The 24,088-nt window shown below is 63.8% G+C and carries 20 protein-coding genes and 1 pseudogene; 3 read left to right on the top strand and 18 right to left on the bottom strand.

What is annotated here, in order from left to right; all coding sequences use genetic code 11:
* Positions 1-36: 36 nt before the first annotated feature.
* The 10 genes and pseudogenes from ftsE to VLT15_05925 form a co-directional block, all read right to left on the bottom strand.
* Positions 37-711: pseudogene (gene ftsE, locus VLT15_05970) on the bottom strand (cell division ATP-binding protein FtsE).
* Positions 712-832: 121 nt separating this feature from the next.
* A protein-coding gene (gene prfB, locus VLT15_05965) for a peptide chain release factor 2 (protein ID HSR44765.1) occupies positions 833-1,952 on the bottom strand; the annotation gives its coding sequence in 2 pieces (ribosomal slippage) (positions 833-1,879 and positions 1,881-1,952; 1,119 coding nt in all).
* 53 nt (positions 1,953-2,005) lie between these two features.
* Complete coding sequence (gene secA / locus VLT15_05960; GenBank protein HSR44764.1) at positions 2,006-4,639, bottom strand: preprotein translocase subunit SecA; 2,634 nt, start codon at positions 4,637-4,639, stop codon at positions 2,006-2,008.
* Positions 4,640-4,694: 55 nt separating this feature from the next.
* Positions 4,695-6,035: an HD-GYP domain-containing protein gene (locus tag VLT15_05955; protein HSR44763.1), complete on the bottom strand. Its 1,341-nt coding sequence runs from the start codon at positions 6,033-6,035 to the stop codon at positions 4,695-4,697.
* Positions 6,032-7,927: a HEAT repeat domain-containing protein gene (locus tag VLT15_05950; protein ID HSR44762.1), complete on the bottom strand. Its 1,896-nt coding sequence runs from the start codon at positions 7,925-7,927 to the stop codon at positions 6,032-6,034. Before VLT15_05950 ends, VLT15_05955 begins: the two co-directional genes overlap by 4 nt.
* Positions 7,927-8,577: a response regulator transcription factor gene (locus VLT15_05945; GenBank protein ID HSR44761.1), complete on the bottom strand. Its 651-nt coding sequence runs from the start codon at positions 8,575-8,577 to the stop codon at positions 7,927-7,929. The genes VLT15_05950 and VLT15_05945 overlap by 1 nt, the downstream gene beginning before the upstream one ends.
* The gene (gene raiA / locus VLT15_05940; GenBank protein ID HSR44760.1) at positions 8,574-9,119 is read right to left on the bottom strand and encodes a ribosome-associated translation inhibitor RaiA; all 546 of its coding nucleotides are present in this window, start codon (positions 9,117-9,119) and stop codon (positions 8,574-8,576) included. Before raiA ends, VLT15_05945 begins: the two co-directional genes overlap by 4 nt.
* Positions 9,120-9,122: 3 nt before the next feature.
* Positions 9,123-9,740, bottom strand: a complete 618-nt coding sequence (locus VLT15_05935; protein HSR44759.1) for a hypothetical protein — start codon at positions 9,738-9,740, stop codon at positions 9,123-9,125.
* A 111-nt stretch (positions 9,741-9,851) separates the two neighbouring features.
* The gene (locus VLT15_05930) at positions 9,852-11,099 is read right to left on the bottom strand and encodes an adenosylhomocysteinase (protein ID HSR44758.1); all 1,248 of its coding nucleotides are present in this window, start codon (positions 11,097-11,099) and stop codon (positions 9,852-9,854) included.
* 88 nt (positions 11,100-11,187) lie between these two features.
* On the bottom strand, positions 11,188-12,708 hold the full coding sequence (locus VLT15_05925) for a Trm112 family protein (protein HSR44757.1): 1,521 nt from the start codon (positions 12,706-12,708) through the stop codon (positions 11,188-11,190).
* A 75-nt stretch (positions 12,709-12,783) separates the two neighbouring features.
* On the opposite strand from VLT15_05925, the gene VLT15_05920 reads away from it, so the two are divergent.
* A complete protein-coding gene (locus VLT15_05920; protein HSR44756.1) occupies positions 12,784-13,494 on the top strand; it encodes a glycosyltransferase family 2 protein in 711 nt (236 codons plus the stop codon).
* Here the strand turns inward: VLT15_05920 and VLT15_05915 are convergent.
* The 7 genes from VLT15_05915 to VLT15_05885 form a co-directional block, all read right to left on the bottom strand.
* Positions 13,443-13,901 (bottom strand): GtrA family protein, encoded by a 459-nt coding sequence (locus VLT15_05915; GenBank protein ID HSR44755.1) that lies wholly within the window; start codon positions 13,899-13,901, stop codon positions 13,443-13,445. The genes VLT15_05920 and VLT15_05915 overlap by 52 nt on opposite strands.
* A complete protein-coding gene (locus tag VLT15_05910; protein ID HSR44754.1) occupies positions 13,898-16,219 on the bottom strand; it encodes a hypothetical protein in 2,322 nt (773 codons plus the stop codon). Before VLT15_05910 ends, VLT15_05915 begins: the two co-directional genes overlap by 4 nt.
* A gap of 22 nt (positions 16,220-16,241) precedes the next feature.
* Entirely contained in the window at positions 16,242-16,418 is a 177-nt protein-coding gene (locus VLT15_05905) for a hypothetical protein (protein HSR44753.1), read from the bottom strand.
* Between the two features lie 61 nt (positions 16,419-16,479).
* Positions 16,480-16,749, bottom strand: coding sequence for a hypothetical protein (locus VLT15_05900; GenBank protein ID HSR44752.1), 270 nt, complete (start codon positions 16,747-16,749; stop codon positions 16,480-16,482).
* A 6-nt stretch (positions 16,750-16,755) separates the two neighbouring features.
* Positions 16,756-16,980: a DUF3499 family protein gene (locus VLT15_05895; GenBank protein ID HSR44751.1), complete on the bottom strand. Its 225-nt coding sequence runs from the start codon at positions 16,978-16,980 to the stop codon at positions 16,756-16,758.
* A 285-nt stretch (positions 16,981-17,265) separates the two neighbouring features.
* Positions 17,266-18,582 (bottom strand): DUF5719 family protein, encoded by a 1,317-nt coding sequence (locus tag VLT15_05890; protein HSR44750.1) that lies wholly within the window; start codon positions 18,580-18,582, stop codon positions 17,266-17,268.
* Positions 18,579-21,377 (bottom strand): glycosyltransferase, encoded by a 2,799-nt coding sequence (locus VLT15_05885; GenBank protein HSR44749.1) that lies wholly within the window; start codon positions 21,375-21,377, stop codon positions 18,579-18,581. The genes VLT15_05890 and VLT15_05885 overlap by 4 nt, the downstream gene beginning before the upstream one ends.
* A 61-nt stretch (positions 21,378-21,438) precedes the next feature.
* On the opposite strand from VLT15_05885, the gene VLT15_05880 reads away from it, so the two are divergent.
* Together VLT15_05880 and cofE are read left to right on the top strand one after the other, a co-directional pair.
* Positions 21,439-22,356 (top strand): 2-phospho-L-lactate transferase CofD family protein, encoded by a 918-nt coding sequence (locus VLT15_05880; protein ID HSR44748.1) that lies wholly within the window; start codon positions 21,439-21,441, stop codon positions 22,354-22,356.
* Positions 22,335-23,054: a coenzyme F420-0:L-glutamate ligase gene (gene cofE / locus VLT15_05875; protein ID HSR44747.1), complete on the top strand. Its 720-nt coding sequence runs from the start codon at positions 22,335-22,337 to the stop codon at positions 23,052-23,054. Before VLT15_05880 ends, cofE begins: the two co-directional genes overlap by 22 nt.
* A gap of 140 nt (positions 23,055-23,194) precedes the next feature.
* On the opposite strand, the gene VLT15_05870 is transcribed toward cofE, so the two are convergent.
* On the bottom strand, positions 23,195-24,088 hold an 894-nt coding region (locus VLT15_05870), incomplete at its 5' end, for an NAD-dependent epimerase/dehydratase family protein (protein HSR44746.1).

The raw sequence follows: 24,088 nt of genomic DNA, 5'->3' as shown, positions 1-24,088 counted from the left end.
GGTGACCGGCTCCTCGGACATCTCGTCACGGATGTGTTCGTAGCGGCCACTCGATTGATCACGAACGATCCGGCCGGCTTCGAGCTGCACGACACGACGGCGCATAGCGTCCACTATGGCGTGATCGTGGGTAGCCATGACGATCGTGGTTCCCGTTCGATTGATACGATCGAGGAGCCGCATGATCCCGACCGAAGTGGCCGGATCGAGGTTGCCCGTTGGCTCGTCCGCCAGCATGATCGGCGGCCTGTTCACGAACGCCCTGGCGATGGACACACGTTGCTGTTCGCCACCCGAGAGCTGCTTTGGTTTCCGGTCGGCCTTGCCGTCGAGGCCCACGAGATCGAGAACCTGCCCGACCTGGCGCTTGATGACCGATCGGGGCCGACCGAGGACCTCGAGCGCAAACGCCACGTTCTCGGCCACGGTCTTGTTGGGGAGGAGCTTGAAGTCCTGGAAAACGGTGCCTATCGAACGCCGCAGGAAGGGCACCTTCCAGGACGGCATCTTGGTCACATCTTTCCCGGCGACCCAGATGGACCCACGGGTCACATCGTCCTGCCGCAGCATCAGGCGAATGAGGGTTGACTTGCCCGAACCCGAAGGCCCCACCAGGAATACGAACTCACCTTTTTGCACGTTGAGGGTCGCGTCGCGAACGGCGACGGTGCCGCCCTCGTACACCTTGGTGACGTCTTGAAGTCGGATCATCTTCTCTAAATCTCCGGGTCTGCGCGCCGGGCGCGACGAGACCCCCTAGATACTCGGACCCCTACTCCATCCCGCCAACGGCAGGTTACCAACAGGGCGGATGAATGCGAATCATTGAAGGTCAGTTGGATGCTTCCTGACGCGCTCTCCGCCAGTGCAGATAAGCCTCCACAAGCGGTCGCAAATCCCCGTCGAGCACTCCCTGCACGTTGCCTATCTCGAGTTCGGTTCTGAGATCCTTGACGAGCTGGTACGGCTGCATCACGTAGGAACGCAGCTGACGGCCCCATCCTGCTTCCGTCTGCTCTCCGCGAATCTCATCGATCTGCTCTCGCTGCTGCTGTCGCGCGAGTTCGGCCAGACGGGCCTTGAGGAGCGTCATCGCCCTGGCCCGGTTCTGGATTTGGGAGCGTTCGGCCTGGCAGGCCACGACGGTGTTCGTGGGCAGATGTGTGATACGGACGGCGGAGTCGGTGGTGTTCACGTGCTGGCCGCCTGCGCCTTGAGACCGAAAGGTGTCTATTCGAAGATCGTCCGGTCCGATTTCGATCTCGATGGCGTCGGACACCTCGGGGATGACGTCGACTCCTGCAAAGGAGGTATGGCGGCGCGAGTTGGCGTCGAACGGGCTTATCCGCACGAGACGGTGCACACCCCGCTCTCCTTCCATGGTTCCGTATGCGTACTCGCCCTTGGCCGTGAAGGTGGCCGACTTTATCCCGGCCTCGTCTCCCGGGGTGATTTCATCCACCTCGACGGAGAACCCTTCGTTTTCCAGGAAACGCAAGTACATACGCAGCAGCATCTCGGCCCAGTCCTGGGCATCGACGCCTCCTGCCCCCGCATGAACCGAGACGATGGCTGCCGAGTCATCGTGTTCGCCGAAGTACAGCGACTCGATCTCCAGCTTCCCCAGTTCGGCATCGACGGCTGCCAGCTCCTTGGTGACTTCTTCGGCGGCACCGGCGTCTGATTCTTCCTCAGCCAGCTCCAGCAGCAACTCGCCGTCCTCGATCGCGGACCTCAAACGGTCGAACTGGTCTATCAGTCGCTCGAAACGGGAAAGTCTCCTCGTCACCACCGTTGCGGCGTTCTGATCATCCCAGAGATCCGGCGAAGCCGCCTGCTCTCTCAGCTCGGCGAGTTCGCGCTCCTTCGACTCGAGGTCAAAGGAACCTCCTGGCGTCGTGGAGCCGGGAGCGGAGATCTTGAAGAGCGGCTCGGGGGTCGGTGATGTTCATGGGTCTATCAGATGGTAGCCATCAGCAGGTGGCAAGTTTCCGCCGGCCCCGGATCAAGCGGCCGCCCCATGGCACTTCTTGTACTTCTTGCCCGATCCGCACGGACAGGGGTCGTTGCGGCCGACCTTGTCCGAATGCGCTTGTGCGCCGCTTGCCGGTCTGGAAACCTGCCCGCCGCCCTGAGCCACCTGCACCTTCGGCTTTTCCTCACTCTTGGCCAGCTGCGCGTGGAACAGGTAGCGAACCGAATCGCGTTTGATGGCATCGACCATCTCCGAGAACATGTCGAAGCCTTCACGCTGGTATTCAACGAGCGGGTCCCGCTGACCCATGGCACGCAGACCGATTCCGGCCCGGAGGTAATCCATCTCGGCCAGATGCTCGCGCCACTTGTTGTCGATGATCGACAGGATGACGTTCTGCTCGATCTGACGGAGGACATCCGGACCGAACTCCTCCTCGCGCCGGCGGTACACCCGGTGCGCCTCTTCGAGAGCAGCCTCAACAACATCAACCACCGCAATACCGCCCGGAGCGTCGATCTTGTCGCGGCCGAGTTCGGTTGGGTACAGAACCAACAGCTCCGCGATGAGTTCGTCCCAGTTCCACTCTGAAGGCGACACATGGTCGCTGATGGCCAGCTGCACGGTCTCATCGATGACCTCGTCGATCCACTCGCCGGCGAGCTCCTCACTCGACCCGCCCTCGAGGATGCCGGACCGCCACTCGTAGATCACCTGGCGCTGCTTGTTCATCACTTCGTCGTACTTGAGGACGTTCTTCCGAATCTCGAAGTTCTGGGACTCGACCTGCCCCTGTGCGCGCTCTATCGACTTGCTGACCATCTTCGCCTCGATCGGCATGTCCTCCGGCATTCGGAGGCGCTCCATGATCGAGGCGACCCGGTCGCCCTGGAATCTGCGCATCAGGTCATCCCCGAGGGACAGATAGAACCGCGACTCCCCCGGATCGCCCTGTCGTCCGGAACGACCGCGCAGCTGATTGTCGATCCGGCGCGACTCGTGGCGCTCGGTACCGACGACGTAGAGACCGCCGGCGTCAACGACGGTGCGATAGCCCTCTTCGAGCTCCCGGCTGAAACGCTCGAACGCTTCCTCGTAGCCTTCCTTGTATTCGGGAGAGGCAGGCACCAGTCCCTTGCGCTTCATCTCGCCTTTGGCGAGGCCATCCGGATTGCCGCCCAGAAGAATGTCGACTCCGCGTCCGGCCATGTTTGTGGCAACCGTCACCGCTCCGACCCGCCCGGCCTGGGCGATTATCTCGGCCTCCCTGGCATGCTGCTTGGCATTGAGGACCTCGTGCTTGACACCCCGCTTGCGGAGCATCGTCGACAGGCGCTCGCTCTTTTCAATCGAAACCGTTCCCACGAGGGTCGGCTGCCCCTTCTTGCTGCGCTCGGTGATGTCGTCTATCAGCGCATTGAACTTCGCATCCTCCGTCTTGTAGACGAGGTCCGGCTCATCGATGCGGGCGATCGGCTGGTTTGTCGGAATCTCGACGACCGTGAGTCCGTATATCTCCGCGAACTCGGCCGCCTCGGTCTTGGCGGTTCCGGTCATTCCCGCCAGCTTCTCGTACATACGGAAGTAGTTCTGGAGGGTGATCGTCGCCAGCGTCTGGTTCTCCTCTTTGATCTTCACGCCCTCTTTGGCCTCGATCGCCTGGTGCAGGCCTTCGGAATAGCGCCGTCCGTCCAGGACCCGGCCGGTGAACTCGTCGACGATCTTCACCTCGCCGTCGTCGACCAGATAGTCGACGTCTTTCCGGTACAGCGTCTTGGCCTTCAAGGCGACATCGAGGTGGTGGACCAGGTCGACTGCTGCGTAGTCGTACATGTTCTCGACCCCGAGAATCTCCTCGACCCGGGACACGCCCTCCTCGGTCGTGACGACCTGCCGCTTCGCTTCGTCGAGTTCGTAGTGTTCTTCGATCCGGAGCCTGTCAACGATTCTGGCGAAATCTCGGTAGTACTTGGCGGTGTCTGCCACGCGGCCCGAAATGATCAGAGGCGTCCTGGCCTCGTCGACGAGAATCGAGTCGACTTCGTCGACGATGGCGTATTGGTGGCCGCGTTTGACCATGTGCTCGGCCCGCATCGCCATGTTGTCGCGCAAGTAGTCGAAGCCGAACTCGTTGTTGGTGCCGTAGGTGATGTCTGCGCCGTAGGCGGGCCGCCGCTCCGCGGGGGTCATGGACGACTGGATCAAGCCGACGTCCATCCCGAGGAAGCGGTGGACTCCGCCCATCCACTCGGCATCGCGCGAGGCCAGGTAGTCGTTGACGGTCACGATGTGCACTCCGGTACCCGGCAGTGCATTGAGATATGCGGGCATGGTGGCAACGAGGGTCTTGCCCTCGCCGGTCTTCATCTCGGCGATCATCCCCCGGTGAAGCGCACCGCCACCGATTATCTGAACATCGAACGGGCGCATACCCAGCACGCGCCGGGAGGCCTCGCGCACAACCGCAAACGCCTCGATCTCCAGATCGTCGAGCGAAGCCCCGTTGGCCAGTCGGTTCCGGAACTCACCGGTCCTGGCCCGCAAGTCGGCGTCGGTCAGTGACTCGACGCCCGCTTCCAGATCGTTGACGGCGCGGGTCACCGCCTGGAGATCGGTGAATACTTTCCCTTCGCCGGCGCGCAGGACTTTGCTGAGAAGTGACATTAGAAACCAATCCTATCTCTGCCAGGGCTTACCGGAACCCTGCAGCCCAACATCGTCAGGCGCTCTCGAATCCCGAAACCTCTAGCAACGCGGCCGGATCGATGCCGGCTCCCGCCGGAGTGAGCTGATCGACGATTTCCCGCCCGATCATCGAGTACGGCTCAGGCGTCTCGAGAGGTTCACCGCCCGGCGTCCGGACCAACACCACCTCGGGATGGTCGGCCGCCTCTTCGTTGTTGCGCGTGACCATCACGAGTTCCCCTCCGCCCAATCGCAGCAATGAACCGGTGGGATACACGCCCACCATCTTGATGAAAGCGTGGACCATGTTCGGATCGTAGAAGCTGCCGGAACCCTGCAACAGCACCTGCAGCGCACGGTTCGGAGTTTCGGCACGGCGATACGACCTGCGGGTCGTCAGTGCATCGTAGGTGTCTGCCGTGGCGACCAGGCGGCTGAAGAAATGTCGTTCGCGATCGTAGACCAGCGACGGATAACCCTCCCCGTCGAACCGGGCATGGTGCTCGAACGCCACGACCGCTGCTACCTCCTGGCCGGGAGCTGCCGCGGCGAGAATGGCCGCCGCCCCTTCCTGCGGATGCAGCTTGATCTCTGCCCACTGCTCCGGGTTGAGTCGACCGGGATACTGGAGAGTCGAAGCCTGCACCCGCACCTTGCCGATGTCGTGCAAGAGTGCTCCTACCGCCAACAGTTTCAGTTCGTCTTCGGGCAGACCGGCGAGGCGGGCCAGTGCGATGGAGAGAATGCAAACGTTCACAGAGTGATAGAACGTGTATTCATCGTGACTCTTCATCGTCGAGAGGAGCAGAGATGCACTCGGCTGAGCGAGGGTGTGCTCGACCAACTGCTCGACTGCCCAGGTCGCCCCCGTGAGATCGAATCCCTCGTCCACGTCGATCGCAAGCGCCACCCCTCTCAACACGTCCAGCGAACGCGCATACGACCTGCGGAGGCCCGAGATGGCCTCGTCGGATTCGAGTTCCGCCCTGGTGAAGGGGCCTTCGTTCAGCCGGATCGTCCCCCCCGCCGGAATATCGCCCGAGAGCCCGGACGCGAAGGCGGCCAGGTCGTATACATCGCCCTCCGACACGGGGAACTCGAAGGAGATCGACTCGATGCCCCGATTCTGCAGATCGCGCAACAGCTTGTTGTACTCGAGTGAGGCATGGGCGAGCAGGCTGCGGTTCTCATAGAGCGAGTCGCCCAGGATCGAGAGAACGATCTCGCCGACCGCATCCCGCGCCAAATCGTTGGCGCTCTGCTGGAGTTTGCCCAGCACCTCGCCGGTCGCCGGATGATCCAGCGGGTACAGCGTTAGCTGCTTGGCCGCCGCTCTCAGCTGCCCAAGCACCGCTCGTGCCAATCGTTCGCTCATGCCGGGCTCCCCTTCAGTGCACCTCTAGCCCGCCGCCGCAATACCCGCGTCGTCGCGCTGAACGAGAATCGCCTCGCGGCGAGTTCTTCGAGCGCGGCCCGCGCCATCGGGCCCGTCCGCTCGGCGAGCAGTTCCACCACCCGCTCCTTCTCCGAGAGGTCGAGATTACGACGGTCCAAAGCGGCGACCAGCAAGCGCTCCGCCGTCTCGGTAGCGTGCGTGCCCAGCAAGGCGATGGCAGTCTGCCGGACGCTGGCGTGATCGTCACCGAGCGCCGTCTCGAAGAATGGGTCGGCTTCATCCCCGAGCATTGCCAGACCTCGCAAGGCTTCGAGGCGAACGCGGTGGTCGGAATACGAGAGAACGGGTCGCATCAACCGGATGGCGTCACGGTCACCGGTGTGGCGGAGGACGATCACGATGTTGCGAACGAGGTACCAGCGGGAGTCGTTCAACCGCGCAGTCAAAGGAGCCGGATCGCTGCGAGCGACGTCCGAGAGGATGTCGACCAGCATGCGCCTCCTGGCGGCGTCCTGTTCTTCCGCCAGCAGATCAACCAGCACGTTCACCGCGCCGGTTCCGAGCGCCGTGAGCAAGCGAACGGCCGGAGCCGCATCTCCGCCCTCGGCCGCCTTCTGGACGACGGCGCTCATGATCTCCGAGGAGGAGATCTGGGCGAGAGCCTCATCGATCTCCGGGCGCCGCCGCTCCGGGAACGTGCTGGCATCCAGCACTGCGCGCAGCCACAACTCGGCTCGCCGGTACTGACCGCGGCGCACGGCGGTTCCCACCTTGCCAATCCAGATGCGCATCAAGCGGCGGAATCGATCATCGCGATCCTCGGCATGGAGCAACCCGCGGAAGACTTCGAGAGCGTGGTAGAAGAAATGCTGCGGATTCGGGAACCCCGCCCGCAGCGCCTCCAGGTAGGCGGCTTTGCTGACCTCCGAGCCGGCCAGATCCCGGAGCCGTTCGTGAACGCTCACTGCCGCAACTTCACGCGCCGCCTGCACGGCGTCGGTGGTTTGGAGGAGCTCCAGGAGTTCCTCCGGACGGCCGTCCGCCTGATCGGTGGAAACGCGGGCATAGTCGAGCAGCAATGCCAATCCCTGCGGATCGAGCCGTGGAGCGAGTCGAGCCAGTTCATTGCCGGCGAACTGATCGAGGAATGCCCGTTCGTCATCTGATTCCCGCTGATCCAGGAACCGCGCAAAGACGGCCAGGTTGGCCGGTTCCGGAATGTGAAAGAAAGCCTCGACGAAAGCCTTGACGACCTCTTCCCGGCCCTGGTAGTCGTCATCGGAGACCAGCTCCAGTGTTTGCTGATACTCATCGAGGAACATCTCAGCCAGGAGTTCTGGATCGCCACCGGCCTTCTCTATCAGTGCCGCGGCGAATTCTTTGGGATCGGCACCGTGTTCGATCACCGATTGCACGCGCTCGTTGCGATCGACGGTTGTGTCTTCCGTGACGGTGCGCAGCTGGGTGCGCTGGACGACCGACATGCTGGCGACTCCGCTGCGGCGGAGCGCGGCCCCTATCCCACCGGCGGCACGGACGGCGTCTTCCTCCTTCGCCAACGACCCGAAGAACTTCGCGACGTCGACGGCGGTCGGAGCGCTCTCGAATCGAATCGACTCGACATGGTGAACGAAACAGCGCCGCGCCAGGCGCTCGGCCCCTTCCCGTTCGGTCTCGATATCGGCGCCGTCGAACAAGAAGCGAGCGCCTTCGATCTCGATCGCCATGTCGGATTCGACGACCTCGATGAGCGCCTCCACGGCGCGCCGAAAGGCCGGCTGCGCTTCAGGGTCCGGGTAGAGGCTGTGAACGGTCCAGGCCGTGCCCAGTGCCTCCACGGCGACGACCTGCGGGGGACGCTCCTTCGGCATCAGTCGATACGAATCAGGTCTTCACGCAGCGCATACATCACGGCCTCACCGCGGGAGTGCAGTCCCAGTTTGTCGAGAATGTTCCTCACGTGGTTCTTGACCGTGTTCTCAGAGATGAAGAGCATCTCTCCGATCTCCCGACTCGTCCGGCCCCGCGCCACTGCCTGAAGTACTTCGATCTCGCGACCCGTGAGCGCCGGCTTCCGACCGACGATCACATCTCGGTGGCGAAGCATTTGGGCAACCGTCTCGAAGAGCTTCATACCCATCGCCGGAGACACCACGGCGCCGCCGGCTGCGACATCCTGCATGGCCGTGACCAACTGGGGAAGCGGGGTCGTCTTCGTGATGTACCCGACACTGCCCGCCTTGATCGCCTTGAGGAGATCTTCCTCCGATTCGCTCGCAGTCAGCAGAACCACTTTCGTCGCCGGTGCCGCCTCTTTGAGCTTGTCGACCACCTCGAGACCGGAGATCCCGGGCATCAGAACGTCGAGTATCACGAGATCCGGCTGGTGTTCTCTGGCAACCTCCACGCCGGCCAGGGCGTTCTCGGCGGATCCCACCACCTTGAAGCCGGCGTTCTCCAGGGCTGCCGACATTCCGGCGGAGAAGAGAGGGGCGTCGTCGACGATGATCACACGTGTCATGCCGGCTCGATCAATCCAAGTGCACCGTCGCGCCGACGATAGAGCACGCTGGGCATGTCGCTCTCGGCGTTCTGGAAGAAGAAGAAACTGTGGCCGAGCAAGTCCATCTGGAGTGCTGCCTCCTCCGGCGTCATGGGTTTCATGACGAACTGCTTGACGCGAACGATCTCGGGGCCGCCCTCATCGGAGTCGTCCAACGCCGCGAATCCGGCCTCGACATCTCTGCGCCCCTTGCGGGACCGCTCGATGAGCCTCTCTTTCAGGCGCCTCAGTCGCTTCTCCATCTTGTCGATGGCCAGGTCGAGAGCAGCCTCAGCGGTCTCCGCGGAGGATTCGACCCGCATTATCTGGCCGGCCGCCCTGCTGGTGATTTCCGCCTTGAACCGCCCTTCGGCGACCCGCGGGTTCTGCGCTTCGGTGAACTCGACGTCGGCGTCGAGTAGACCATCGAAAAAGCGACCCGCGTGAGCGACCTTGCTCTCGGCCATCTCACGAAGTCGCTCGTCCACAGTGGTATTTCTACCGCGGACTCGAACTTCCACGCTCTACCTCCGATCTGGGAGTTCCGACTGATACAACGGCCCGGAAATCTCCTCACCCAAGAGACTAGTCACTTTTACGGTGCGGGTGGCGGTTGCCGCACCCACGGCCAGTCCGTTCAACTGCGTCGCTGCCGCCTGCAGAGTCGACCCCGTGGTGATCACGTCGTCAATCAGAAGTATCGGCCCGATTGCCGCCCTGCTGAAGAAGAACGGCGACCGTCTGCGAGTGGACTTCCTGGCCGTGTGGCCGGGTGCCCAAACCGGCGCACGCAACCACTTCCGGACCGGCCGGCCGGTTGCACTGCCCAACGCCTCTGCAAGGGCGAGGGCTGCGTCGACTCCGAAGCGGAGCCGCCGAACCGGCGTCCTCGGCACCGGGACCAGCACACCCGGAAGACCGTCGAGCAGCGGCGCCATGTGCTGGGCGAGCCAGCGCGCCGCGGGAATCAGGCCCTCGAACTTGAGCCTGTGAACGAGGTCGCGTGGTGCACCGTCGTGAACGAAAGCCGAACGAACCAGCAGGCCACAGGGAAGACGCTGCGTGCCGCCTCGGGCCGAGCGGCGGGTGCAACTCTCGCACACGGCGTCTTTGCTCCAACTCCGGCATCCCAGGCAGATCATGCGCGCAACGTACAGGACGCTTGGGACAGAAGGCACGGCTCACGGCTGCGAAGATGACGAGCGGCAGGCAAACCGCCGCGGGCCGTAGGGCGATCGCCTACGGCTGAATGATCATGTGCCGACTTGCCAGGAGGCCAGGTATCGCTTCTGTTCGTCGGTCAGCACTTCGAGCCCGCATCCCATAGTTGCCAGTTTGATGGCGGCGACCCGGCCGTCGAGTTCCTCTGGCAGGGTATAGATTCCCGGTTCGAGAGAACCGGCGTTCGCAATCAGCCATTCGGCAGCCATCGCCTGATTGGCGAACGACATGTCCATGACGTCTGCCGGGTGGCCTTCGGCTGCTCCCAGATTCACCAGACGGCCCTCCGCGGCAACGCAGAGCCGCCGCCCGTCTGCGAGTTCGAACTCTTCGAGGTTCTCCCTGAGAGGCCTCCTCGACACCGCCATCCCGATCAGGCCCTCGAGATCGAGTTCGATGTCGAAGTGCCCGGCGTTGGAAAGGATCGCGCCGTCCTTCATCCGCTCGAAATGGCGACCGCGCAGCACGTGCATGTTCCCGGTTACCGTAACGAACACATCACCGATCTCCGCCGCGTCGTCTGCGTTGAGAACCCGGTACCCGTCCATCGCAGCCTCGAGGGCCCGGATCGGGTCGACCTCCACGACGACAACCTTCGCGCCGAACCCATCGGCCCGGTCGGCGACACCGCGACCGCAGTCGCCGTACCCGACGACCACGACCGTCGACCCTGCGATGAGCACATTGCTGGCCCGGAGGATTCCGTCGATCGCCGACTGCCCGGTGCCGTAGCGGTTGTCGAACAGGTGCTTCGTCGCCGAGTCGTTGACCGCCACAACCGGCAATCTGAGAGTCCCGTCCTCCGCCATCGCCCGCAGCCGGATCACACCCGTGGTGGTCTCCTCGGTCGATCCCACCGGGTTCAGTTCGGTGCGCTCGGTGTGCAAGATGGTTGCGAGGTCGGCGCCGTCGTCCATCGTCACATCGGGTTCGGCGTCCAGGACCGCGTGTATGTGCCGGTAGTAGCGGTCCGAGTCCTCCCCGCGCACGGCGAATACGGGAATGTTGTCCTCCACCAGCGCGGCCGCCACATCGTCCTGGGTGGAGAGTGGGTTGCTCGCGCAGAGCAGTACACGGGCACCGCCGTCGCGGAGCGCCAGCATCAGGTTGGCCGTTTCCGCCGTCACGTGAAGGCAGGCGGCAACCGTCCGGCCCTCCAGCGGACGCTCGGAGCGAAAACGTTCCCGGATGGTCTCGAGCACCGGCATTCTGCGCCCCGCCCAGGCGATACGCCTGGCTCCGGCCTCAGCCAGGGAGGGGTCTGCGATGTCATAGTCCATGTTCTCTTTCCTCACTATTGAAAGCCTCTGGTTTCTGCGACGCTTGTGCGGCCCGATTTGAGACCGGCTGTGTCGGTGATGGCCGATTTCAACTCGGAGATTCTGCCTCATCGATGAGCATGACCGGTATCCCGTCGGCGACCGGGTACCTGAGCCCGCATTGCGTGCACTCCAGTTTCGAGTTCTCGATGTCCTCGCGCAGATCGCCGTGGCACTTCGGACACACGAGGATCGCTTTGAGTTCCGGCGCGATCAGTCCGGGCCCGCCGCCGGCTCCGCCGATAACGGCGCGAACCCGACCGACCAGCTCGTCGACCGCCACGTCATCGGGACCCTCCACGTTCAGCCGCAGGACCGGCTCGGTGTTCGAGGGACGCAGGTTGAACCACCGGTCCGGCCAGGAAACGGTCAGTCCGTCCGTCGTGTCGAGTTCGGCTGCCGCGAAATGGTTCTCGACGGCTGCCATCGCAACAGGTTGATCGTCGACGGCGAGGTTGATCTCACCGGAGGCGGAGTACGGCTCGACCTCGAGGCGCAACTGCGAGAGGGGCCGGCCCGACTCGGAGACAACCTGCAAGAGAACGAGCATGGCGAGCATTCCCGAATCGGCCCGGTAGTTGTCCCGGAAGTAGTAGTGGCCGCTGTGCTCCCCGCCGAACACGGCACCGGTTTCGGCCATCACCTGTTTGATGTATGAGTGACCGACCCTCGTGCGGATCGGCCTGCCGCCTGCCGCGGAGACTATCTCCGGCACGGCGCGGCTGGTGATCAGGTTGTGAACGATCGCCGCTCCCGGCTCACGACCGAGGAACCATCTGGCGATCAACGCCGTCGTGGTGCTGCCGGACAGAGGTATTAGTTGATCGTCGATGAAGAACGCCCTGTCGGCGTCGCCGTCGAAAGCCACGCCGAGGTCCGCTCCCTCTTCGCCCATGAGCGCGATCAGATCGACGAGGTTGTCCGGGTTGAGCGGATCCGCCGGATGGTTGGGAAAGGTACCGTCAGGTTCGAGATAGAGCGGGATCAACTGCGCCCCGATGCGGGAGAAGACCTCCGGCAAGACGACCCCGGCCATGCCGTTGCCGCCATCGACCGCCACCAGCAAGTTACTGATGGCAGGCCCATTCACGATCGAGAACAGGTGCTCGACGTATCCCGAGTTTGCGTCGAAAGCCTCCACGGACCCCGTTGCGGCGGCGGCAGAGACGCCTTGCTCCGCCATGGCCCGGATCTCCTGCAGACCGGTGTCGTGCCCGATCGGTGCGGCGCCTGCGCGGCACAGTTTTATGCCGTTGTATTCGGGAGGATTGTGCGAAGCAGTGATCATGGCTCCCGGAACGTTCTCGGCGCCGGCAACGTAGTAGACGGTGTCGGTGGCAACCTCGCCGAGGTCTAGGACGTCGACGCCCTGCCCGGTGATGCCTTCGATGAAGGCGCCGGCAATGGACGGTGACGATGCGCGGCAGTCACGCCCGACCGCGATCCGATCGGCCCCGACGAAGGCGGCGAAGGCTGCGCCGATACCGCGCGCTCCCCCGGCGTCGAGCTCTCCGATATCCGTCCGTCCCCGAATGTCGTAGGCCTTGAAGATCCTGCCGAAATCGCTCATGAATACATCTCCTGCTCAGCCCGGATTGTAAGGCGTGAATGCGCCTGCAGTTTCTGCCCTACACTTCCTTCGCCCATGACCAGCATCGCGATAGTCATTCCAATCCACAACGAGGCGGGCTTCCTCGTCGACGCGTGGAACCGCCTGAGCCCGGAACTCGCAACGCTCGAGGCCGACGTGAGAGTGTGTCTCGTGGAGAACGGATCGACGGACGACACTCTGATGATCGCTCGGGGCCTCGACGCTCCCTCGGTCTCTGTGCTTGCTCTCGACCGGGCCGACTACGGGGCGGCGATGCGCTCCGGGTTTCTGGAAGTCTCGGATGCTGACTGGGTCGTGAACTTCGATATCGACTACTTCTCGGTTCCTTTCATCCGCAATCTGCTCGACGAGGAGACGGCCGACGTGGTCATCGCCTCCAAACGAGCACCCGGATCAGAGGATCGCCGATCGGCGTTTCGCCGGGTCGGGACGCTCACCTTCAACACTCTGCTGAGGACGCTCTTCGGTTCGCGGGTATCGGATACTCATGGAATCAAAGGCTTCCGAGGTGAGGTCATCCGTGAGCTCGTACCTACCACGACCCGGACTCAGGACCTCTTCGACACCGAACTGGTGCTGCGGGCAGAAATGGCCGGGTACCCGATTGCCGAAGTCCCCGTCGTCGTCGAGGAACTGCGGGAAGCACGCTCATCCTTCCTGAAGCGGGTACCGCGAACCTTGAAGGGCCTGCTTCAGTTGCGTAGATCCTTCTCGATCGAACGCCGGAACACCAGATCCCGGTAGCCGGCGTATTTCGGGAAGAGGATGAGGATCACCGCTGCGAACTTGGCGATGTTGAGCTGCAGCACGGTCAACGGCCCCCACAGCACCTGTGCCCCCTCGACGATCGCAAGCGTCGCAGCCAGGGCGATCGTGTTGACGACGTAGAAGGCCCCGGTCTCCCGGGAAGAGCCCCAGGTGCCGTCGAGTTCGAAGGTCCAGCGCCGGTTCAGCACATACGAGAATGCCGTGGCGGCGATGTATGAGATCGTCACCGCGACCGATGGCTCCCATCGCTCATCCGGCAGGAGGAGCAACAGGACGTTGAAGATGCCGAAGTCGACGACCGTATTCATGCCGCCAACCATTCCGAGCCGGAGGAACTGCCTGAGCGACTCTCGGTTCATGAAGGTCTTGAGGTAGTTCTTCACGTTCGCCTGATCTGTTGCCACACAAACGGAAGCGTGATCGCAAGGCCGACGACGGTGAGGACAATCCCGAACCACTCTGCCCAGGTGCGTTCGAAACGCAGCTCGACGTGCTCATCCGTCGGTACGACCACCATCAGCGAGGGCGTCGCCCGGTAGGGCCCGTCGGCACCCTCCGCCTTCCAGTTCGGGAAGTACGAAACCTTGACGAGATGGGGCACGCCGACGGCCGATGTCGTGAAGGAGAGGCTGTGGTTGGTGATCTCGGTGTCGCGAACCGGATCGTGCTCACCCAGCGGCACGAGGGGAAGCTCATCGAGGCTTTCTATCCGGGGCCAATCCGGTGGACCATCAGCGGCAACCCATCGGTCAAGCAAGTCGATCTCTTCGTACCATTCGAAAGCGAGATCACTGAAAGGAGCAGCGCGTTCCTCGCCTGTGAGAATCGACTGGGGCACACCCAACACGAGCGAGAACAAACTGGCCCCCCGGCCGTCCTCGTAAACGGCAGGTTGATGGGTCGCGACGTCAACGAGTTCGTAGCGGGGCAGCTCGAAGACGCGGAACGGACCGCTCGATGCGACCTCTTCGAAGACGTCGGGCTGCTCGGCCGCGGCGGCAAGCGCCTCCTCGCTGAACGCGACGTAGTAGCGGACTCCGAACGTCTCCAGGTGCTCGACACCACGGGCGAAGTCGAAGGTGTGGTACTTCAGCCCGGGTATCGGGTTCGAGGGCTTGCGGCTCATTTCGGCTGCGTTGAGGAAGTGGAAGGGGGTCGTCAAGGACGACTCGAAGAACAGGCCTTCCATCGAAGGATGCCCTTCGGACCAGTACGGGAACAACATCAAGGACATCGAGGTGCCGTACTGGTCCAGGTAGTCGGAATCGACCTCCCATTGAATCCGCCCATCCGGCAGTTCGTCGATCGTCTCCATCAGCGCCTGGTATTCGGGCCAGGGACCCTTCCCCTCGTAGCCGGAATAGTTCCAGGTCGCCCACCCGGACAGGAAGGCGATTCCGAGACCGCCGGCAGCAACGAAACCGACAGAACCGGCCAGCACGAGGACTACGGCGGTCCTCGCCTCGACGGCAAACGCCATTGCGGCTAATGCCGCCAGTGCGGCAGCTCCCGCCACGATGAGAGCAACGTTACCGTCCCCCGGTCTACCGAGGCCGGCTCCCGCTGCGACGAGCAGGGCGATAACGACCACACCGGCGATCGGCTGCCAGAGCGAGATGTTCCGGGGCATCCGCCTGGCCGCGGCCGTCAGCAGCGAGCCGACCGCGACTCCGGCGAAGAGCGAGAGCCCGAAGAACCAGTAGGGAAGCAGCCTTCCGTTCCAGAGCTTCCACGGCTCGTCGGCGAACGCAACCGGAAGCCAGAAATAGATGAACGGGATCAGGGTCAGGCCGACGACGGGCACGGCTCTGGCCGTCCGCCGGACCGCCCACACCATCCCGGCCACCGCCAGCGGAATGATCGGCCAAATCTCGACCGGAAACAGCTCGTCCCAATCCTTGAGAGGAGACCATGCCATGTCGGCGGTCATCCCGAATCTGGTCAAGAGCGGAAGCGCCCAGAAACCGGCAACCGCGAAACCGGCAATCCAGGTGAAGACGATCCGCCCTGCAGCCCGTCGCCAAGCCAGCATCGGCAGAGTCGCCACCACGATCACGATCGTCGAGATGACGTGGGTGAGAGCTGTGAGGCCCAGCACGAGAGCAGCGACGGGGAGAAGCGACGGGGAGTCCCGCAACCCGCGGATCAAGAGCCCCAGGTAGACGAGCGAAAAGGCAAACGACCACGAGAACGAGAACTCCCCTGCCAGGGTCGAGGCGATGTTCGCCCCGTAGATCGTGAAGCTCTCGATGAACACGAAGCTCCCCCCGGCCGCCCCGGCGACCGTGGAGATCGCCCGGCTGATACCCATCGACCGCGCCAGGAAGTAAGCGGCGGGAGGCGTTGCCAGCAAACCGGCCACAGTCACCAGCTTGAAAGCCACTCCGTAAGGCAGGGCGAGGTCGAGGAACACGATCACCAGCGACGGAAGCGGGAAGTAGAAGTAGAAGATCGGGAACCCGGCGAACCAGCTGTTGCTCCATCCGAGTATGCGCCCGGACGGAAGCAGTTCGTCGCGGAGGAATGCCGGGCCCAGCACATGCGCGCCCATGTCGCCACCCGCCGGTGTGTTGGCGGAGAAGATCAGATCGGGGCGCATGACTCCCAGAATCACCAGACTGACGATGCCGATCCCGACCAGGGGAACCCAGGTGGGTGTGGGATCAGAAACGGTTGAGGGTGAGCGACCCGATGAAGTCATGCCGGGAGGCTACCGGGTCCGGTCAGGAACGCGGTTTGCGAACCAGCTCGAGAACGTCGCGCAGTTCGATCGACTTGCCGGCGCGATCCCACCACTTCTCATCACATTTGTGGCACGAGAAGAAGTCGACCTCCGTTCCATCCGGAAGCTTCTGGTGGATCTCGATCACTTCTTCGACACCGCAGCTCGGGCAACGCATGCTGGTGTGTCCCTTCCTTGAGCCTGACCGGCGACAACGATAGTCGCCCGTCGGGCGAATCTCACTCTTCCTCGAGCAACTTGCCGACATACCTGCTCTTGCGGCGGCCGTCTTCACGCCAGTAGGCGTACCAGTAGGGACCGTGCGGGCAGCGACCGCAGTTCGGCTTGCCACAGCGAACATGCTGCTGGCGGAGTTTCACATCTTGCCTCGCACCCGGCGGCAATGCCCCCTTACGCTCCAGATGGGCGGTCGCCAGGATCAGCAGGCGGCGAAGCTCATGCTGGTCTAGATCCCGGACCGCGTCGATGAAGTCTCGGTCGAGAGCCACAACTCGTCAGGCGACCTCTAGCGGAGCAAACAGCCGAGCGGCAGTGCGACGGTCGGTCAGCGTCCAACCGAGCGGCGGAGTCATCCGATCTGAGTGCTGACCGCACATGAGATAGCCGGCACCGGGCGGCACACCCTCGCGGATGTCGTCCAGCCATATGGCACGTTCGCCGTAGTTGTAGGACATTATCGAAGCTGCGGCGGTTCCACATCGAGCACACGATCCAATCATGGGGGTCAAGTTAGGCGCTGAGCCCACGGACACCAAGGATTTCGTCTTACGCGCCCGATCGCGCGTAAGACGATTTTGTCATTTGGAGTTGACCGTCGCCGGTCGCGAGTTGCTCGGTTCTGGCCTACGGCCTGCGGCTTCGAAGCATCCACCCATACCATCATCACCGGATTCGATGATCACGAATACGGGGCAAACGGCCGGTGGCGGGCAGCCGGTAGCCGACCGAGCGCACCGTGGATTGACGACCAATAAACGGCTGCCCGAATCGCGAACCGCGTCCTCTTATCCCTCCGGGAGAGGGACCGGCGACAGGTAGGCGACCGCGTTCCCACGTCGCATGCTTGCGCCCACCGAGATCGGATCGGTTGCCTGCACGAAGATGCCGGCGACGTCTGTGATTCCCAGGTTGACCCGGCGGACCGACCCCGCCGCCACCGCCACCTTCCCGGAACGGTCTGTTCCGTTGGGATTCAGAGCAGCGTAGGTCACCGTCACCTGTTCCGCCGACGTGTTGAGGATCCAGAGTTCATGCTCGGCGTCTGCGAGCGCCCCGAGTCCGGGTATGAGCCATGAGGCCGACAGGGTGGGGGCCCCTGCTGTGACGGCACGAGCCTGTTCGCTCTCGCCCACCATGACGGCCCCGATCAGGCCTTCGGCCCGTACCTGGAGTCCGGATGGTTCGGTGAGCAGCTCGGATAGCCGGATCCGAACATGTTTCCCGGCTTCGATCACGCCTTCGATGAGATCGGTTTCCGAGCTCCGTGTGCCGAATCGATCAACAGCAAAACCAACGTCCAGAGAGTTCGGGTTTGACAGCACGAGAGTTGCTTCCAGCCCGCCCGTCGTCACGAGCGGGAACTCCCACCCTTCCGACCGTTCTACGCCGGCCCACAGGGCTGAGTCCTCGGGGCCGGTCTGGAGGAAGGCGGGGATCACGACGCCCTTCTCGACCTCGACCGTCGCCGACAGTGACTCGCGCAAGGGAAGCAGGGCGGAGATGTCGATCGTTCGCCAGCTGAGGGCATTCACGGTGACGGCTTCGAGAGACGGCTCCGGCTCGAAGTCGTTCTCGTTCGTCATCACCACGGTGACCCGTGCGTCCTCAGGGAACGGGTTGAAGAGCTGCAGTTCCAGTATTTCACCCGGCCGGGTCGAGCCTCCGGGGAGCAGCCAGATCTTCGGCACCGACGAAGGGCATCCGGCTCCCAACAATGAGACGTCGTCGTAGGCGAGCACCCCTACCGAAGCGTCGGCGGTGAACTCAACGATGAGAGGCATCTGACCCTCGAACGGCATCGATCCGAGATCGAAGGTGACTCCGGCCAGACCTTCGAGGTCGAGCCGGCGTGTATCGCGCACCTCTCCCGAAGACGGGAACGTGAGGGTCGCGGCCGCATCGTCGGGAGCCATGATTCCCAGCTGGCCTTCGAGAGCCCCTTCGGTCGATGCCCAAGGGCACAGGGCAAAGGCCTGAATCGATGGTTCGACATCCGGGATCGTCGTCGCGACGGTCGGAGTCTCGTCAACTACCGGTTTCGGCATGAAGAACACGATCGTGAACAATCCACCGGCCAGCAAGAGCATGAGCAGTCGCTTCATCTTCCCGTCTTCCTGCCGAGCACGGCCACCGCGGAGAGCAAGACCAGCAGACCTCCGGCGAACCATGCGTACAGTGCCTTCTCAGAGTCTGGGGAGAATGCGGCGCTACCTTCGGAGGCGGCCACGGTGACCGCCCAATCGGAGGCGGCCGGGTCGGGTTGCCATCCCGCGTCGGCGTTGGAGGCGATTCGGACCCGGCCTGCGGACGGAGGTCCGGTATAAGCGTTTCCGGTTCTCACCCACGGATCTCCCTCGATCTCAGCCGCGACGGGGCTCGGCACGATGTTCTCATACACGGCCTCGAATCCCGTGAGAGGAAGCGGCTTGACGTCCAGCTTCGAGGCGAAAGCCTGCTCGAGCGGTGACGGTTCGCTGAAGACGATCCAGCGGATCCCAAATGGTGCCAGCAGCTCACCCGGTCGGAGTGATTCCTCGTCACTCATCCCGATCAGCACTTCTCTCAAGGCGACGTCGCCCTCCAAGACCGGATGAACCCTCGCTTCGAGCATGGTCGGTTCCGGAGCCTGAAACAGCCGGTAGGAGACATCCCCCGCCGTCCGCGCGTCGCCCGGCAATCCGCCGCCGATGAACAGAACACGATCGGGACCGTGCTCCGCCTGTCGGGCCGATGTGAACTCAAATGATTGTGCGAGCCGATCAGGCCCGAATCCCAGCGCGCCGTCGGCCATGACGAAAAGGGAAGTCCCGGTCAGGGCGATGCCGCCTAACAGCGCAGGCACGGCACCGAGTCTCCTCCAGGCCCGATGGGAGTCGAGTTGGTGGAGCGAGTCGACTGCGGATCCGGCCACGATCGCCAATCCTACGGCCGCCGTCGCCAGGCCGGCCAGCGCGGGTTCTACGCCTCCTCCCAACTCGGAGGTGCGGGCGGCCGCCGCTCCGACACCGGCCAGCAGGGCACCCCAGGAGGCGATGGCGGCGGTCTTGGATGATCCGGCGAGAACAGACACAACAGCAGCCACAGCGAAGGCGACGGCAGTCCAGATCGGCGGCTCCCAGAAAAACGGCCGACCCGTCTCCAACAGGTACTCGAAATCGATGAAGATGATCCAGGGTGCCAGCACGGGCAGAGCTACAACGGTGGCCAAACCGGCCCGGGCCAGCGAACTCCAACGGCGGCCGAAGCCGACGATCATCCAAAGCACCGTGGCGAGAAGCGGCACGATCACCGCCAGCGGAGCGAAAACGGCCACCACCGCCACCGGCACAACGTCTCCGGCAAACCGCCGCACTCGCCTGAGCCGGGTCTCGGGCCAGGGAAGCAGAAAGGTGCCGATCGCAAATGGGAGTGCCGCCAGGGCGGGTATCCCGGGCCACAAGCCCGCCTCCGTCATGGCCAGCGTCGCCGGCCCGCCGATGGCAACCAGTGCCGCGACGAAACGCCCCCCAGTCCCGACTCCCAGCAAGCGCATCAACCGGGAGGTGCCCACGAAGGCGAGGGCGGCTCCGCCGACCGTGAGAGCCATCTCGGCCAGACCGGCTCGCCCGAGCAAAACGAGTTGAACCAGCGCCGATCCGCCGACGGAAGGATGCAGAGGCCGTGGATTCCCCAGGTCGGCGGGATTCCATCCCCCCGCGTACGCCTTCAGCGTCTCCAAGACACCATCGGGCAAATGCAGGGCATAACCGGTCGCGGGCAGCCGGCCGATGATGATGCTCCTGCTCGCCGCGGCGACGAGCACGAACCCGATCAGACCGATGACCACCCCCGGCTGCTGCCATACCTGCCTGCCGCGCTGCACCAGGTCCGCAATAGCCGAAGAACCGTCTGTCACGGTTTGTCCGCGTACGGTCTCGGTGAGATCGTCACCAAGACGCCGCAGGAAGGACGAACCCCGAACCTGATACCGGAACAGCTCGGCATCTCCGACCTGGCGTGATCGCCTCATCTCCCGCCTGGCGGCAACTGTCGATCCCAGCTTCGAGAGATTCCACGCCCACGAACGAAAGACGTCGACGATCGATGTGCGCGGTCCGATGGCGAGACGGACGACGCCGTCGAGGAGTTCGATAAAGGCACCCACCGGGATCAGCCAGATCAGTGTCAGAACCGAATAGACCTTGAGAGCGGATCGAATTCGACCGGCCCGACTCCTCCATCGAGGGACGCTCTCGCCGCAGGTCGGCTCGTGCAGAACCTCGGAAGACGGCACAACGACGACCCGTCCGCCGGCTGCTCTGGCCCGCTGAGAGAAATCGATGCCGGCCTCGAGCGGAGGCAGCGAGGCGTCCTGTCCACCCAGGCCACGGAGGAGATCACGCCTGACGAGAAGCGAGGCACCGGGTATGAATGCCACATCGCGGACCACGTCGTACTGTTCCTGATCGACCTCGCCCTCATCGAGGCCCGTATACGGCATGCAGAAGACGTCGGTCGCTCCCCCGACCGATTCCAGCACTTCCGGATGATCGGCGTTGAGGAGCTTGGAACCGGCCACCGAGGCATCGACCCTTATCGACTCTGTAGCCAGCGCTTTGAGCGCATCCGGCCGCGGGCGCGCATCATCGTGCAACAACCAGACGTGCGTTACGGCCCGATCGAGCCCATCCAGAAAGGACCGGGGCGTCGCTTCCCAGCGGACACCGCGCTCGGCTGCACCCGAACGCGCCTCTTCCCCGCCACCCACCACAACGACACTCTGCGGTTCGTAGACTTGCCGGGAGATCGCGTCGAGGACGGCGGCAAGATGATCTCCGCCGGTGGCAGAGATCGCCGCGACAATATTCGCTTGTACGGTAGATGCGTCCTGGACGATTGGACGCGTAGGAACGGACATCAAGGCCATTCTGGAACGGACGGGCGCCGGCCGCAATGTCGGACGGCTCGAGAGGAGCGGAATGAGACTGGTAATGCTATCCGGCGGAGTCGGCGGAGCACGCCTCGCCAGGGGTCTCGCCGCCCTGGACGGCGTGGAGCTCACCGTCGTCGTGAACGTCGGCGACGACGACGAACTCTACGGCCTGCGTGTCTCACCCGACATCGACACCGTCACGTACACCCTTGCGGGGATCGAGGGCCCGCAGGGTTGGGGCCTCACCGACGACTCCCACATCGTCATGAACCACCTGGAAGACTTCGGGGTGGACACCAGGTTTCGTATCGGTGACGGCGACCTGGCCACAAACCTGTATCGAACGATTCGTCTTCGAGACGGGGCATCCCTGAGTCGGGTGACCGGGGAGATCTCCGCCGTCCTGGATCTCCCGGCCAGGATCCTCCCCGCCACCGACGAACCGCTCCACACGGAGGTCCTGACCGAGGAAGGCCACTGGTTGTCCTTCCAGGACTACTTCGTCCTCAGGGGTCACGGGGACGAGGTACGGGACGTGCGATTCACCGGAGCGGCTTCCGCAGCTCCGGCACCCGGCGTCTCCGAAGCTATCGCCGGCGCCGACGCAGTGATCGTCGGGCCGTCCAATCCGCCTCTGTCGATCTGGCCGATTCTGGCGGTTCCGGGGATCTCAGATCTCGTGGCCGCCGCCCACCGGGTGATGGCGGTGAGTCCGCTCTTCGGTGGGCGGGCGTTGAAAGGGCCGGCCGATCGAGTTCTCGCCTCACTCGGACTGCCCGCAGGGAACGAGGGGGTGGTTGCGGCGTACGACGGCCTAATCAGCGATCTGGTCATAGACCAGTCCGATGCGGGCGAACGCGGAAAGCTCACCGCTCTCGGAGTGGGAGTCCATGTGCGCAACACCCGGTTTCCCGACCTTCCCTCGGCACGTGAGTTCGGCGAATGGCTGGTCGAGCTCATATGACCGTTCATCTGATACCGGTCGAAGGAATAGGCGAAATCACGAAAGGCGACGACCTCGCCTCCGTGATTCTCGAATCCATGGCTGCCGGCGGGCTCTCCCTGCAGGACGGGGATGTGGTCGTGGTGACCCACAAGATCGTCTCGAAAGCCGAGGGAGCGGTGGTCGCCGGAGTCGAATCGGAAGCGGAGTACCGGCAGGTCGTCGAACGGCAAGCCGTCTCCGTCCTGCGCAGGCGGGGTGATCTGATGATCGCCGAAACCCGCCACGGCTTCGTGTGCGCGAATGCGGGAGTGGACCGCTCCAACGCGTCCCCCGGCACCGTCGTGCTGCTCCCGGATGACCCCGACCGCTCTGCCCACAAGATTCGCAACAGGCTCGAGAAGACGACGGGTAGATCGATCGGCGTGGTGATAACCGACACCTTCGGTCGCGCATGGCGTCGTGGCGTAGTCGATTTCGCCATCGGGATCTCGGGGGTTGCATCGATCGTCGACTACCGCGGTCTCGAAGACATGCAAGGCCGCGTGATGGAAGTCACAGAGGTGGGGATAGCCGACGAGATCGCCGCAGCCGCCGATCTCGTGATGGGAAAGGCCGAAGGGATCCCGGTCTCCATCGTGCGCGGACTGGATCTGCAAGCACCGCCCGGGCGCGGCGCTGATCTAGTCAGGCCACCAGAAGAGGATCTGTTCAGATAGTGGAGAGAGTCGCTCGTCGCGAGTAGCTGGTCGCGAGTCCGGCCGGATGTCGGCGTCGGGCCATTACAGGCGATGGCCCACGAGCTACTCGCGACTCGCTACTCGCGACTCGCGACTCGCTACTCGCGACCCGCGACCCGCTACGATCGACCTGAGGTCCGCGCCTCGTTCTCAAACCACTCCAGCGTCCGGGTCAGTCCCTCTTCGAGAGGAGTCCACGCTTTCCAGCCGAGGAGGCGTTCGGCGGCGGACGGGTCGAGCACCGAACGCCGGACGTCGCCGGGTCGAGGGTCGGCGAAACGCGGCTGCTTCCGGAAACCTGCAGCTCTCGCAATCAGGTCGTACAGGTCGCGGACCGAAGTCTCGACGCCGGTGCTGAGATTGAGATTGCGGCCTTTGCCGCCCGAGGCCGCCCGCAAGAACGCATCGGCGACGTCATCTACGTAGACGAAATCCCGGGTTGCCGTGCCGTCCCCGAAGATCGTCGGCTGCCTACCGGCGGCGATCGTCGAAGAGAACACGGCGACCACTCCCCCCTCGCCGGCCGCGTTCTGACGCGGTCCGTAAACGTTTGCCGGAGTGAGGACCACGAAGTCGAGGCCGTGCTGGAACGAGTAGACGCGGGCGTAGCTCTCGACGGCGTTCTTGGAGGCACCGTACGGTGAATCCGGCCGGCGCGTGTACGACTCTTTGGCCGGGAGTTTCACGTTGCCCCCATAGGTGGCGGCCGAACCGGCCAGGACCACGCGTTCGGCTCCGGACCGCACCGCCGCCTCGAGCACATTGATGGTCCCCAGAATGTTCACCTCCGCATCGGCCCGGGCATCGTGGACGGAACGTGGAACAGAAACCTGGGCTGCCAGATGAAATACGACGTCGGGACGGAAGTGCTCGGCGGCCGCGATCACGGCATCGTCGCGGACGTCGATGGTGTGGAGCTTCAGCCGTCCGCGCCGGCGGGCCTCTTGCAGGTTGTCGGCATGGCCGGTGCTGAGATCGTCGACGACCAGGACCTCCCAGTGTTCATCGATCAG

This window comes from Acidimicrobiia bacterium (assembly GCA_035471805.1).
Classification (GTDB): Bacteria; Actinomycetota; Acidimicrobiia; order Spongiisociales; family JAHEDJ01; genus JAHEDJ01.
This window is presented reverse-complemented; position numbering and strand designations above follow the sequence as displayed.